Source organism: Pseudoclavibacter sp. RFBG4 (assembly GCF_002931515.1).
GTDB lineage: Bacteria > Actinomycetota > Actinomycetes > Actinomycetales > Microbacteriaceae > Pseudoclavibacter.
The window spans coordinates 75,752-88,059 of sequence record NZ_PSYC01000024.1 but is presented as its reverse complement, the minus strand read 5'-3'; the positions used below and the strand labels follow the sequence as shown (position 1 = coordinate 88,059).

Annotated in this window: 12 protein-coding genes; 6 read left to right on the top strand and 6 right to left on the bottom strand. The window is 69.6% G+C overall.

Annotated features, from left to right (window positions below; all coding sequences use genetic code 11):
- Positions 1-27: 27 nt before the first annotated feature.
- Genes C5E10_RS07440 through C5E10_RS07430 form a run of 3 tightly spaced genes read left to right on the top strand, consistent with a single transcriptional unit; the run spans position 28 to position 3,195 of the window.
- Positions 28-1,113: an S-(hydroxymethyl)mycothiol dehydrogenase gene (locus C5E10_RS07440; protein ID WP_104331371.1), complete on the top strand. Its 1,086-nt coding sequence runs from the start codon at positions 28-30 to the stop codon at positions 1,111-1,113.
- Positions 1,110-1,751 (top strand): MBL fold metallo-hydrolase, encoded by a 642-nt coding sequence (locus tag C5E10_RS07435; protein ID WP_258064751.1) that lies wholly within the window; start codon positions 1,110-1,112, stop codon positions 1,749-1,751. Before C5E10_RS07440 ends, C5E10_RS07435 begins: the two co-directional genes overlap by 4 nt.
- On the top strand, positions 1,741-3,195 hold the full coding sequence (locus C5E10_RS07430) for an NAD(P)/FAD-dependent oxidoreductase (RefSeq protein ID WP_104331099.1): 1,455 nt from the start codon (positions 1,741-1,743) through the stop codon (positions 3,193-3,195). The genes C5E10_RS07435 and C5E10_RS07430 overlap by 11 nt, the downstream gene beginning before the upstream one ends.
- A gap of 564 nt (positions 3,196-3,759) precedes the next feature.
- Here the strand turns inward: C5E10_RS07430 and C5E10_RS07425 are convergent.
- Entirely contained in the window at positions 3,760-4,341 is a 582-nt protein-coding gene (locus C5E10_RS07425) for an MOSC domain-containing protein (protein WP_104331098.1), read from the bottom strand.
- A gap of 7 nt (positions 4,342-4,348) precedes the next feature.
- Positions 4,349-4,705: a DUF5997 family protein gene (locus tag C5E10_RS07420; protein ID WP_219819490.1), complete on the bottom strand. Its 357-nt coding sequence runs from the start codon at positions 4,703-4,705 to the stop codon at positions 4,349-4,351.
- Between the two features lie 96 nt (positions 4,706-4,801).
- Between C5E10_RS07420 and C5E10_RS07415 the strand changes: the two genes are divergently transcribed.
- Positions 4,802-5,611: a substrate-binding domain-containing protein gene (locus tag C5E10_RS07415; RefSeq protein WP_104241091.1), complete on the top strand. Its 810-nt coding sequence runs from the start codon at positions 4,802-4,804 to the stop codon at positions 5,609-5,611.
- Between the two features lie 416 nt (positions 5,612-6,027).
- Here the strand turns inward: C5E10_RS07415 and C5E10_RS07410 are convergent, their stop codons facing one another.
- Positions 6,028-7,497, bottom strand: a complete 1,470-nt coding sequence (locus tag C5E10_RS07410) for a DUF222 domain-containing protein (RefSeq protein WP_374953491.1) — start codon at positions 7,495-7,497, stop codon at positions 6,028-6,030.
- 334 nt (positions 7,498-7,831) lie between these two features.
- On the opposite strand from C5E10_RS07410, the gene C5E10_RS07405 reads away from it, so the two are divergent.
- Entirely contained in the window at positions 7,832-8,395 is a 564-nt protein-coding gene (locus C5E10_RS07405) for a dihydrofolate reductase family protein (protein WP_104331096.1), read from the top strand.
- Between the two features lie 13 nt (positions 8,396-8,408).
- On the opposite strand, the gene C5E10_RS07400 is transcribed toward C5E10_RS07405, so the two are convergent.
- A complete protein-coding gene (locus C5E10_RS07400; RefSeq protein ID WP_104331370.1) occupies positions 8,409-9,452 on the bottom strand; it encodes an LLM class flavin-dependent oxidoreductase in 1,044 nt (347 codons plus the stop codon).
- A 94-nt stretch (positions 9,453-9,546) separates the two neighbouring features.
- On the opposite strand from C5E10_RS07400, the gene C5E10_RS07395 reads away from it, so the two are divergent.
- Complete coding sequence (locus C5E10_RS07395; protein WP_104331095.1) at positions 9,547-10,110, top strand: dihydrofolate reductase family protein; 564 nt, start codon at positions 9,547-9,549, stop codon at positions 10,108-10,110.
- Here C5E10_RS07395 and C5E10_RS07390 read toward each other — a convergent pair.
- Together C5E10_RS07390 and C5E10_RS07385 are read right to left on the bottom strand one after the other, a co-directional pair.
- Positions 10,095-11,594 carry a hypothetical protein gene (locus C5E10_RS07390; RefSeq protein ID WP_146080195.1) on the bottom strand — a complete coding sequence of 500 codons (1,500 nt, stop codon included), beginning with the start codon at positions 11,592-11,594 and terminating at the stop codon, positions 10,095-10,097. The two genes, C5E10_RS07395 and C5E10_RS07390, sit on opposite strands and share 16 nt — an antisense overlap.
- Complete coding sequence (locus tag C5E10_RS07385) at positions 11,581-12,264, bottom strand: ABC transporter ATP-binding protein (protein ID WP_104331093.1); 684 nt, start codon at positions 12,262-12,264, stop codon at positions 11,581-11,583. Before C5E10_RS07385 ends, C5E10_RS07390 begins: the two co-directional genes overlap by 14 nt.
- Positions 12,265-12,308 lie beyond the last annotated feature (44 nt).

Here is a 12,308-nt window from a genome sequence, read left to right as displayed (position 1 = left end):
CAGAGAGACTACGACTACCCTTGCCACATGGTCTCCCGTGTCAAAGGTGCAGTTGTCCGTGGCAAGAACGAACCGGTGTCGATCGAGACGGTGCTGGTCCCCGATCCGGGGCCAGGCGAAGCCGTGGTCGACATCATCACGAGCGGTGTATGCCACACCGATCTCCACTATCAGCAGGGCGGGATCAGCGATGACTTCCCGTTCCTGCTCGGCCATGAGGCCACCGGCCGCGTGTCGGCGGTCGGCGAGGGCGTGACGGAGGTCGCTGTCGGCGACCGGGTCATCCTGAACTGGCGCGCGGTGTGCGGCGAGTGCCGTGCCTGCGCGAAGGGGCAGCCTCAGTACTGCTTCAACACCCACAACGCGACGCAGAAGATGACGCTGGAGGACGGCACGGAGCTCTCCCCGGCGCTCGGTATCGGCGCGTTCATCGAGAAGACGCTCGTCGCCGCCGGCCAGTGCACGAAGGTCGACGAGGAATCGGATGCGGCTGCCGTCGGCCTCCTGGGTTGCGGTGTCATGGCCGGCATCGGTGCCGCCATCAACACGGGCGAGGTGAAGCGCGGCGAGTCGGTCGCGGTCATCGGCTGCGGTGGGGTGGGCATGGCGGCGATCGCCGGGGCCGCCCTCGCCGGGGCGACGACGATCATCGCCGTCGACATCGACCCCGCGAAGCTCGAGCGTGCCGCCCACTTCGGGGCGACGCACACCATCAACTCTCGCGAGGAGGACGTCATCGAAGGCGTCAGGGCCCTCACTGGCGGCTTCGGAGCCGACGTCGTCATCGAGGCCGTGGGTCGCCCGGAGACCTACAAGCAGGCGTTCTACGCCCGCGACCTCGCCGGTCGGGTTGTGCTCGTCGGGGTGCCGACGCCTGAGATGACCCTCGAGCTTCCATTGCTCGACGTCTTCGGCCGCGGCGGCTCTCTGAAGTCGTCCTGGTACGGGGACTGCCTCCCGAGCCGCGACTTCCCGATGCTCGTCGAGCAGTACCGCCTCGGCAGGCTCGACCTGGACGCCTTCGTCTCGGAGCGCATCGGCATCGACGACATCGAGGCGTCGTTCGGCCGCATGAAGGACGGCACTGTTCTGCGTTCGGTGGTGGAGCTGTGAGCGGCCACGGCAAGGTGCGTATCGACCGCGTCGTCACGAGCGGCACGTTCTCCCTCGACGGGGGCACATGGGACGTCGACAACAACGTGTACCTCGTCGGAGACGACGAGGACGTCGTCGTGATCGACCCGGCCCACGACGCCCAGGCGGTGCGCGATGCGGTCGGCGACCGCCGGGTGCGCCGGGTGCTCCTGACGCACGGGCACGACGATCACATCGCGGCGGCGCAGGAGTTCGCGACGCTCGTGGACGCGCCCGTCGCGCTGCACGACGGCGACCGGATGCTCTGGGATGCGGTCTACCCCGACTCGGCTCCCGACATCGAGCTCGCGGACGACGACCGCATCGTGATCGATGAGGTCGACCTGCAGGTGCTGCACACGCCGGGCCATTCGCCCGGGTCGGTCTGCTTCTACGCTCCGGCCCTCGGGGCGCTGTTCAGCGGAGACACGCTCTTCAGCGGCGGGCCCGGGGCCACGGGGCGCAGCTACAGCGATTTCGGGACGATCATCGCGTCGATCTCGGAGCGCCTGCTGACGCTGCCGGCCGAGACGAAGGTCTTCACGGGTCACGGGGATTCGACGACGATCGGGGCGGAAGCGCCGCACCTCGAAGAATGGATCGCGCGTGGCCACTGAGTCTCAGACCTCGTCCGAGGCGACCGTGCTCCCCAAGGGTGCGACGACGTTCGACGTCATCGTCATCGGCGCGGGCCCCGTCGGGGAGAACGTCGCCGACCGCACCGTTCAGGGTGGCCTGAGCACCCTCATCGTCGAGAAGGAGCTCGTCGGCGGTGAGTGCTCGTACTGGGCGTGCATTCCCTCGAAGGCGCTCCTTCGGAGCGGGGCTGCTCTGCGCGCGGCGCGTGCCGTGCCGGGCAGCCGCGAGGCGGCGACGGGAGACCTCGACGTGTCGGCGGTCCTCGCTCGTCGCGACTCATACGTGTCCGAGTGGAGCGACGAGGGTCAGGTGGCCTGGCTCGCGGACGCTGGCATCGAGCTCGTGCGCGGGCATGCCCGCCTGACGGGTGAGCGTGAGGTGACGGTCGGCGAGACGACCTACTCGGCGCGTGTCGCCGTCGTCGTCGCGACCGGGTCGGCGGCGCTGCTGCCGGACATCCCAGGGCTCGCTGACGCGGAGCCGTGGACGAGCCGAGAGGCGACGTCGGTCGAGCGCATCCCGGAGTCGATCACGATCATCGGCGGCGGCGTCGTGGCGGTCGAGATCGCGACGGCCTACACCGATCTCGGCGCCCAGGTGACGCTGGTCGCACGGAGCACGGTCCTCGGCGGATTCGAGGCGTTCGCAGGTGAGGCGGTCGTGGCGGCCCTGCGTTCGCGTGGGGCGACGATCATCACGGGTGCGGCGCCAGCTGGTGTCGTCCGGGATGCGTCCGGTCCGGCCACGGTGACGCTCGACGACGGCCGCACCCTCGAGAGCAGTGAGCTTCTGGTGGCGACGGGCCGGGTCCCGCGCACGGGCGATGTCGGTCTCGAGACGGCTGGGCTCGAGTCCGGGGCCTGGATCGATGTCGACGACACGATGCTCGTCCGCGGCAGCGACTGGCTGTACGCGGCGGGCGACGTCAACCATCGCGCCCTGCTGACGCACCAGGGCAAGTACCAGGCGCGGGCGGCCGGTGACGCGATCGCGGCGCGCGCCGCGGGGCGCAACCTCGACGATGGACCCTGGGGCACGCACGTCGCGACGGCTGATCATGCCGCGGTGCCTCAGCTCGTCTACTCGGACCCCGAGGTCGCCGCTGTCGGGCTCACGACTGCTGCTGCCGAGAAGCGGGGCCTTCGGGTGCGGGCCGTCGACGTGCCCATCGGCAACGTGTCGGGGGCTTCGCTGCACGCGGAGGGCTACGAGGGAACGGCCCGGATGGTCGTGGACGAGGATCGCGGGGTCGTCGTCGGGTTCACCATGGTGGGCCCCGACGTGGGCGAGCTGCTGCACGCGGCGACGATCGCGGTCGTCGGCGAGGTGCCACTGTCACGGCTGTGGCATGCGGTTCCGTCGTTCCCGACGATCAGCGAGCTCTGGCTGCGGCTGCTCGAGGGCTACGGGCGTCCGCAGTAGCAGGCGACGTTCAAGCGCACCCGCGGAGGGCGCGAGCGGGTTTCGCGAGCCCCTCCCGGCGGTACCGGGTACTGGCGCGGGGTGCTGGCGCGGGGTGCTGCTGCGGCGGGCGGTTGGTTGGGCATCAGCAGACCGGCGGCTCGGCGTCAGCAGACCAGCGGTCCGGCGTCAACAGACCGGCGGCTCGGCGTCACCAGCCCGGCGGTCCGGCGTCAACAGATCGGCGGCTCGGCGTCACCAGCCCGGCGGCTCGGCTTCAACACACCAGCGGCTTGGCGTCACCAGCCCGGCGGCTTGGCGTCACCAGACCGGCGGCTTGGCATCACCGACCGTCGGCTCCGTGTCACCAGAGCGGCGGGAACCCGGCATGCGTGAGGCAGTTTGCATCCCAGGTTGGGCCTCGTCTCCGGCACTCGCGCTCGCTCCGGTACTCGCTCCGACCAAGGTCTCGCTCTTGCTCTGAATTCTGCTTCGGCGACGGCTCCGACTTTGGCTTCGGCACCGGTTCTGACTTCGGCTCCGGCACCGACACCGACACCGGCTTCGACTTCGACTTCGCTCGTCTCAGCCGCCGTGGTCGCCGGAGAACACCTGACGAACTGTCGGCGCACCGTCGGCCGTCTCGAGGACTTCGACCGTGTCGCCCGCCGCGATCTTGCCGTTCTTCGCGACGCGCAGGTAGGCGCCGACGCGGGCGGCTGCGCTGAATCGCTTCACCCAGCCACGTTCGTCGTCTCCCCCGACCCACCTGGCGAAGGTCTGGCATGGGACTCGCGGGGCGGTCACGACGAGTTCGACGACGCGGGACGAGCCCGCGGCGGTGAGGTCTCCGATGCGGAGGGTGTCACCGATGTGGAGGTCGTTGACGTCGAGCCCGTCGATGCGGAGGTTCTCGCCGAAGAACCCCGGAGTGAGCTCGCGGCCGAGTTCTTCGGCCCAGTGGTCGGCGTCAAGCTGCGAGTAGGCGTAGACCGCCTGGTCGAGGCCGCCGTGGTGCTTCCGATCGGCCTGCACGTCGCCGTAGACGCCATAGCGCCCCACCTTGACGGGCCCCTCGAGGGTCCGCTTGTCGATCGCGGTCACGCCGACGGCACCCGGGTCCCGGCGGAGTTGCGCTACGGCGCAGACGGCGAGCAGCTCGGCCAAGGTCGGCTCAGTTCTTTCGCTTCGCGTGCAGTTCGGCGACGCGTGCGTTCTCGGCGCGGACCTTCGCCTGGACGCCTCGCTCGTGGGAGAGCCACGATGGGGCGCTTTCGAGGAGAGCCTGGATCTCTTCAGTGGTGAGCGCTTCGGTGACGCCGCCACGGGCGAGACCGGAGTTGGTGATGCCGAGCTTGCGGGCGACGATGTCGCGCGGGTGGGGACCCGTGCGGCGCAGCTCCTGCAGCCATTCGGGTGGGGTCTCCTGCAGCTCGAGGAACTCGCTGCGGGTGAGCGGTGCTTCCTGGAACGCTTCTGGGGTTGCCGGCAGGTAGATGCCGAGCTTCTTGGCGGCGGTCGCCGGCTTCATGGTCTGGTCTGACCCGCGGTCGGCCGCGGTGTGGCTCTCGGCCGAGTTGCCTTCTGATTCGCTCATCTGAGCATCGTACCCAGTAGCCTTGCGGGCATGGAGACTCCGACGCACCTCACGGTCGCTCTCGCCCCCGGCATCAACCCACGGAAGTGGTCTCGAGTGTGGGAGGAGCGGAGAGCAGAGACGCCGCTGGAGTTCGCGACCCTGCATTCGGCCGAGGCCAGGCAGCTCGTTCTCGACGACGGCGCGCAGGTCGCCTTCGTGCGGCACCCCTTCGAACGCGAGGGGTTGAACGCGATCGATCTGTTCGCCGAAGATGTGGTCGCTGTGGTCGCGGTCGAGTCGGATCTCGACATCGACGAGCCTCTGCGGTTGGAGGAGCTCGACGACTGGCAGCTGGTGCTGGCCGCGTGGACCCCCGATTGGGCGGAGGCGGCAGAGCGCCTGGGGCTCGACTCGGGCGAGGCGGCCATGACGACCGATCCGGCGGACGCGATGGAGCTTGTCGCGGGCGGGGCTGGGGTGGCGATCGTCCCTCAGTCGGTCGCGAGGCAGCACGCCCGCAAGGACGTCACGTATCGGGTCATCAGCGACCTCCCTCGGGTTCCCGTTTCTGTGGTTTGGGCGGTCGCCGATGACCGTCTCGACACCGAGGAGTTCGTCGGCATCGTCCGCGGGCGCACCGCGGGGAGTTCGAGGGGACGCACCGGCGCCAAGTCTGCCGCGCTGCAGCGGGAAGAGCAGCAGGCACTGGCGGAGGCCGAGCGCCGCGTGAAGGAGCAGCAGAAGAAGCGGGCGACCGCGAAGCGAATCGGCACCTCCTCCGGGACGAGCCGCGGCGCCCAGCTCGCCGCGAAGCGCGCAAAGGCGGGCGGATCGGGCGGCAAGCGCAAGCGCCGCTAGCGCTGGCTGGGTGGCTGGGTGGCTGGGTGGCTGGTTCGCTCGCTTGTTGGCCGACCGGCTGCGTGCTGGCCTGCCAGACAGATGAGCCAACAAACCAACAGGCAGGCAGGGCAGGCACGCAGGCACGGCAGGCAGGCACGCAGGCAGGCCGGCACGCAGGCACGCACGCACGCAGGCAGGCCGGCACGCAGGCACGCACGCAGGCAGGCCGGCACGCAGGCAGGCCGGCACGCAGGCAGGTAAGCAGGCACGCAGGCACGCAGGCAGGTAAGCAGGTAAGCAGGCAGGTAAGCAGGTAAGCAGGCCGGCCGAGCTCTTGCCGAGTTCTCTGACAGGGTTCGGGTGAAATCCCGCGCCCGCCCACGCGCCCGCGGCAGCGGCAGCGGCAGCCTTCTTGACGTCGCGTGGCACCGAGCTTAGAAGGGAGGCGGTTCGCCTGCGCTCCCCCGCTGCTCCGGTTCATCTGGGGCTGGCGCCTTGGCGTTGCTGTTCTGCTGAGACGTTGGCCGCGGCATCGCCATGCCTGTCGCGGCGCGGCCATCGCGCGCCTCATCGCTCGGCCTGAATTCGATGTTGGGGTTGGCGTAGGTGTCGTGATGTTCGGGGCGGTCGGCGTACTTCTTGCCACTAGGGGTGCGCCATTCGAGGACGCCGCCGCCGAGCTGTCGCACGGTCCAGGCGGTGGCGTGTTTCATGACGTGGTGCCCTCTGCACAGTCCGCAGAGGTTGTCGATGCTGGTGGTGCCGCCGTGTTCCCAGGCGTGGGTGTGGTCGAGGTCGCAGCGCGCGGCGGGTTGCCGGCAGCCGGGCCAGCGGCAGTGAATATCTCTCGCGGTGAGGAAGGCCCGCATCGCCGCGGTGGGACGGTAGGTATCGACGGCCGCGACCGCGCCCGTGATGGGGTGGGTGAGGATGCGCTGGAATGAGGGAGCGTTTGCCGCGAGTCGTTTCGCTTCCTCGAGCGGAATGGGTGACATGCCGTTGAGCAGCGCGGGCGCCGGAATCAGGCGATCAGTGTCCGGGGCGAGAGCGTGGCCAGAGCCGAGGAGCGTGAGAATCGGAATCGTGAACTGCACGCTCGCCTGGATCCCCGCAGCCGCGACGTTGGAGGTAGGCGTCGAGGTGAGGAGCACGTCTGCGAACAGGTCGGCCTTGACTTGGTCGACCGTCCGCTCATCCGGAGCCTCGTCCAAGCCCCCGACCGGACCCTCATCCCGAGCCGTGTCCGCCCCCTCGGCGCGGGCCCCGCTCGCGGCGCTCTCGCTGCTGCCAGTGTTCCCGGTGCTCTGGGTATTGCCGGCACTCTGGGTGTCCCCGGCACTCCCGACACTCCCGGCCCTGCCCGTGCTGCCGGTGGGTGCAGGCCTCGCCCGGATCACGGCCTTCGCCTGCTTGCGCAGGCGGTCCGCGATCGCCTTGCCCTCGATGAGCGGCAACCGCGCTCGCAGCAGGCACATGCCGTTCTCCGCCTCGGTCACCGACACGTACCGCGTCTTCCGCGCCCGCGCGAACCGCTCGCACACCGACTCCTGCGTCAACGACTCCGCAACCCTCGCCGCCGCCACCCGCAACGCGCGGGGCGGCAGCACCCGCGCACCGACCTCCGCGAGCATCACCCGCACGAACGCACCCCGCCGCGCCGTCTGCTCGACGGCATCCACATGCGACACCGACAGACCTGCCTCTGTCAGCACCCTCAGTTGCGCCTCGCTCACCGCGCCCGCACCCAGTGCGTCGACGAGCCCCGGAAACTCACGCACCGCGGTCGCCGCCTCCTGCAGCAGTCCCTCCGCGACCGACTGCCCAACCTGTTCGACCAGCGCCACCTCGGCTGCCAGTGACCGCACATGCAGACCGTGCTCCGCCGAGCCCTCAACCGCATCCAAGGCTGCTGCGATCTCCGCCAGTTCAGCCCGAACTCGCACCTGCGCCGCCGCGACCCCAGCAGCCGCTGCCATCAGCCCCGCCTCCCGTGCCAGGAGCAGCCGACGACGCGCAGCGACCGACCCCGGATCGCGGGGATCGCACCCCAGCCCGGTCGGCGTCGGATCATCATTCGAAGACATGGCAACATTTTGGACCGGACCACCGACAATCGGCCCTCCGGAGGCTCACAGCCTAGCGAAACCCCAGATCAGGCGGCGAGTTTGCAAGGTACTAGGACGCCTCTAGTACCCCAACCGGTGGTAGATTCAAAGGCACGAACAAGGAGGTTCGCTGATGCGCAAGGTCACCTACTCGCTGGCCCTCACCCTCGACGGGTACATCAAGGACTCGGACGGCAGCTTCGACTGGGGAGACCCCAGCGAGGAGGTGTTCCGCTTGGCGACCGAGGAGGTGCGAGCGGTCGACTTCCACCTGATGGGCCGCCGCCTCTACGAGACGATGGTCTACTGGGAGCCGACCGATGAAGCGCGGAACTACGGGGAGCTCGAGACGGAGTTCGCCGAGCTCTGGCGGGCCCTGCCGAAGATCGTCTTCTCGAACACGATCACCGAGGTGCAGGGCAACACTCGGATCGCCGAAGGCGGGCTCGCCGAGGAGATCGAGCGCCTGAAGGCCGAACCGGGAGAAGGACCGATCGCGATCGGTGGAGCAGAGCTGGCGCATCAGGTGGCTGATCTCGATCTGGTCGACGAGTACCTGCTGCGCATCTGCCCCGTTCTCGTCGGAGGCGGCACGCCGTTCTTCTCACGCAACGAGCGCCGCACGAACCTCGAGCTGCTCGACTCGCGAACCTTCGAGTCGGGCGTCGTGCATCTCCGATACCGGGTCCTGCGCTGACCCGGACTGTCGGCTACGCCTCGCGCGACCAGCCGATCGCCGGAGCGATGTGCTCCGCGATGGTGGCGAGCATCCGCGTGTTGTAGGCGACACCGAGCTGGTTCGGCACGGTCAGCAGCAGGGTGTCCGCTGCCTGGACGGCAGCATCCGCTGCGAGCTCCTCCGCGAGACGATCGGGAGTGCCCTGGTAGGTGCGACCGAAGCGTGAGCGCATCCCGTCGAGCATGCCGACCTGGTCGCCCTCCCCGCCGCCTCCCCCGCCGAAGTAGGTCACGTCCTCGTCGGTCGTGATGGGGATGACGCTGCGACTCACCGAGACCCGGGGCTCTCGACGGTGTCCTGCGGCCACCCACGCGTCGCGATAGCCCTGGATCTGCTCGGCCTGCAGCTCGTCGAACGGAACGCCCGTGTCTTCCGTGAGCAGCGTCGAGCTCATGAGGTTCATGCCCTGTTCCGCAACCCACACGGCGCTGGCGCGGCTTCCGGAGCCCCACCAGATCCGGTCGTCCAGGCCCGCGGACTGCGGCTGGATGGGGAGCGGCGCCGTCGAGCCTGTCATCTGCGGGTTGCCGGCAACAAGCCCAGCACCGGTGATGGCCGCTCGGAACAGCTCCGTCTTCGCGCGGGCCAGCTCGTCATCGGTCTTGCCCTCAGGCGGAGTGAAGCCGAACGCGTGTGCGCCGTCCTGGGCGGGCTCGGGCGAGCCTCGGCTCAGACCGAGCTGGAGCCTCCCCTCACCGCCGGCGTGTGCGCTGATGAGGTCGGCAGCGGCAGCCTCCTCCGCCATGTACAGGGGGTTCTCGTAGCGCATGTCGATGACGCCGGTGCCGATCTCGATGCGGCTGGTCCGAGCCCCGACGGCTGCCAGGAGCGGGAATGGGGCAGCGAGCTGTCGCGCGAAGTGATGCACGCGGTAGTAGGCGCCATCGATGCCGAGCTCTTCCGCCGCGACCGCGAGTTCGATGGACTGCACGAGCGCATCACCGCCCGTTCGCGTGCCCGATTGCGGAGACGGGTGCCAGTGCCCGAACGAGAGGAAGCCGATTTTCTTGCGCATGCTGAGCACAGCGTCTGGAATCGATGCCGCATTCCCGAGACCGCTCGCGTGTCGCCATCTCCCGATTGTCGGAGGTCGGGGCTACCTTCCTCGCATGACGAACGTGATCTACAACACCGCCACAACCCTCTCGGGCTTCATCGCCGACGACGACGACGCTCTCGACTGGCTGTTCGTCGTCGACCAGCCCGATGACGACAGCTTCGGCTCGTTCCTGGCGAGCGTCGGCGCGCTCGTGATGGGATCGACCACCTACCAGTGGGTCTACGACCACGAGCGTCTCGACGAGCATCCCGAGAGATGGCGAGCCTCCTACGCCGACCGGCCGACGTTCGTGTTCACGAGCCGCGACCTGCCCGTCCCTGAGGGACTCGACATTCACCTCGTGCGGGGTGCCGTCGCCGACCACATCGGTGCCATCGCGGCGGCCGCCGGCGACCGCGATATCTGGGTCGTGGGCGGCGGAGACCTCGCAGGCCAGTTCTACGACTCGGGCCACCTGACTGAGGTCCGCCTCTCCATCGCGCCGGTGACCCTCACCTCCGGAGCTCCGGTGCTCCCCCGCCGCATCGAAGCGGATGCGCTGCGCCTGACCTCCGCGCACGCGAGGGGACAGTTCGTGGAAGCGCGCTACGAGGTGCGTTACCCGCGGAGGTGACGAAGGCGTGACCTCGTCGCCAGAGCGAGCACAAGCGCGCCCGCGACCAGAAGCACGATCGAGACGACTGGAAGGCCCACAGCCCAGAGCATCGTCGCGGCGAGCCCGAGGAGCGCCGCGATGATGACCGAGTCGAGCTGCCAGACGAGCCTTGCGAGCACGGACACGTCGCCGACCTCGCTCGGCATGGGCGTCAGGAGCAGCGGAGGGAGGTGCCCGCGGCCCGCTTCGTAGGCGCGCACGGCGACCATGGCGAGGCTTGCGAGCAGCGGCGCGGCACCACCACCGGCACCACCCGAGACGAGCAGCGTGACTCCGACGACAAGGACGACGACGACCAGCGGGAACACGGCGTGCAGCAGGAACTGCTCCCCCGTCGGCGTTCCGAAGACGGCGGCCCCGGCGGCTGCGTCGGCCGCATGCCTGAACCCCTCGGTGAACGGGGCCAGAGCGAGGAACATCAGAATGGAGCCACCGAGAGCGGCCAACGCGGCGACCGCCGACGGGCTGACTGCCAGCCCAAGGAGCAGGGCCGCGACCAGAACCCCGACGAGCCCGAGCACGGTGCGCTGCGGAGTCCGCAACGCCCCGACCGCATCGCGCACCAGCATGGAGAGCACACGCGGCCCGCCGACGACGGCTCGAAGCCCCCTCCCCACCGAGGGCGCTTCGCGGTACGCCGCCGATGCGCCCGCCAATTCCCCGGCAGCTGCGGCGAAAGCGGCGGCCTCACGGCGCCGCGCCTGCCGAAGGAGCGTGTCACCCCGCAGTCGATCCAGCAGCCGGGGCACGGATGCGAACGCAGCCGCAAGGACCCCGAGGAGCGCCAGCGCACCGACGAGAACGAGACTCAGGCCCCCGTCGTGCCCAAGCCAGCCCTCGAGGGCCGAGTGGACCCCTCGACCGTTCCCACGGCTCTGGCCGACGACGCCGGTCCAGATCGACCCGAACCAGGCCCCGACGCCTAGGGGCGACACCCCGAGAAGACCGAGAGCGATTGCCGCCACCCACGCGCGCAGGCTGCCGATGACCTGTCCCACGAGCGCCGCGATCACGCCGAAGTAGGCCAGTGCGACGGACGCCGCCACGAAGCACGCCACTGGCACCGGAGGGGCCCCGACGCCCACGACCAACGCGGCCCCCAGGAGACAGGCCAGTAGCCCCGTCCCCGCCGAGGCAGCGAGCACACTCGTCCGGAACGGCCGCCGCAGCGAGACGCGCCTCGGCACGTCATTGGAACCGAGGGTGACCGTAGCGAAGGGATCAAGCAGGGCCGGACCACGAGTCGTCCCCACCAGCAGACCGAGGGGCACCACCGCGGCAGCCACGATCCGAAGCTGCTCCGCGAACGCCGGAGACGTAAGCCAGGCGATCGAGGCCGGTTCCAGGAGCGCGATGAACAGCATCCGCGCCAGCGGCGCGACCGCGACGAGCGCTACCGCTCCAGCGAGGTACGCGCGGTACGCCCCCTCACGCCGCCGCACGCCCACCACCCTTGCCCCGGTCGTCGCCGTCGCGTTCGTGTTCCCCGGCAAGCCGCAGCTCGGCCGCACCCAGCGCCTCGATAAGCGCTCGGCTGTGCGTCGCGACGACGATCGCCGCGCCTCTGTCTCTCTCTTCCCTCAGGGTGCGGGCGAGCATCTCACGTCGCTCCTCGTCGAGACGCTGCTCGGGTTCGTCGAGCACGAGCACGTCGAACGGACGCGCCAGAACGGTGGCCAGTGAGAGCAGCTGGAACTGCCCGGATGAGAGCTCGTGCGGGAACCGCGTCGCCAGATGCTCGATGCCGAGGCGCGCCAGCACCGAATCAGCGGAATGCTCCCCCTCGAGCGTGCTGGTCCCCCACGATGCTGCGACGGCCGTCAGATGCTCTCGTGCAGTCAGGGTCAGCGAGAACGGGACCGACCCGAGCAGGGCGGCGAGACTCCGCCGGAACCGCGGACTCCGTTCATCCACCGGCCGGTCGTGGAGGAGGATTCTGCCGTCGCTCGGCGTGACGAGCCCGGCCAACGCGCGGAGCAGCGTCGTCTTCCCGGAACCGTTCGACCCCGTCAGGCACAGCACCGATCCGGCAGGCACCGCGAGATCTACATCGGAGAGCACCCGCGTGCCCCCGCGCTTCACCGAGAGACCCTCGACGCGGACGACTGGCATGCAGCCATCCTCCGCTCGACCAGGAACACGATCGCTTCGTCCAG

What these genes read in the sequence shown, in the direction of transcription:
- C5E10_RS07395 (WP_104331095.1), top strand. Translation starts at nt 9,547, where the DNA reads ATGACGAACGTGATCTACAACACCGCCACAACCCTCTCGGGCTTCATC.
- C5E10_RS07420 (WP_219819490.1), bottom strand. Translation starts at nt 4,705, where the DNA reads ATGAAGCCGGCGACCGCCGCCAAGAAGCTCGGCATCTACCTGCCGGCA.
- C5E10_RS07415 (WP_104241091.1), top strand. Translation starts at nt 4,802, where the DNA reads ATGGAGACTCCGACGCACCTCACGGTCGCTCTCGCCCCCGGCATCAAC.
- C5E10_RS07405 (WP_104331096.1), top strand. Translation starts at nt 7,832, where the DNA reads ATGCGCAAGGTCACCTACTCGCTGGCCCTCACCCTCGACGGGTACATC.
- C5E10_RS07400 (WP_104331370.1), bottom strand. Translation starts at nt 9,452, where the DNA reads ATGCGCAAGAAAATCGGCTTCCTCTCGTTCGGGCACTGGCACCCGTCT.
- C5E10_RS07440 (WP_104331371.1), top strand. Translation starts at nt 28, where the DNA reads ATGGTCTCCCGTGTCAAAGGTGCAGTTGTCCGTGGCAAGAACGAACCG.
- C5E10_RS07385 (WP_104331093.1), bottom strand. Translation starts at nt 12,264, where the DNA reads ATGCCAGTCGTCCGCGTCGAGGGTCTCTCGGTGAAGCGCGGGGGCACG.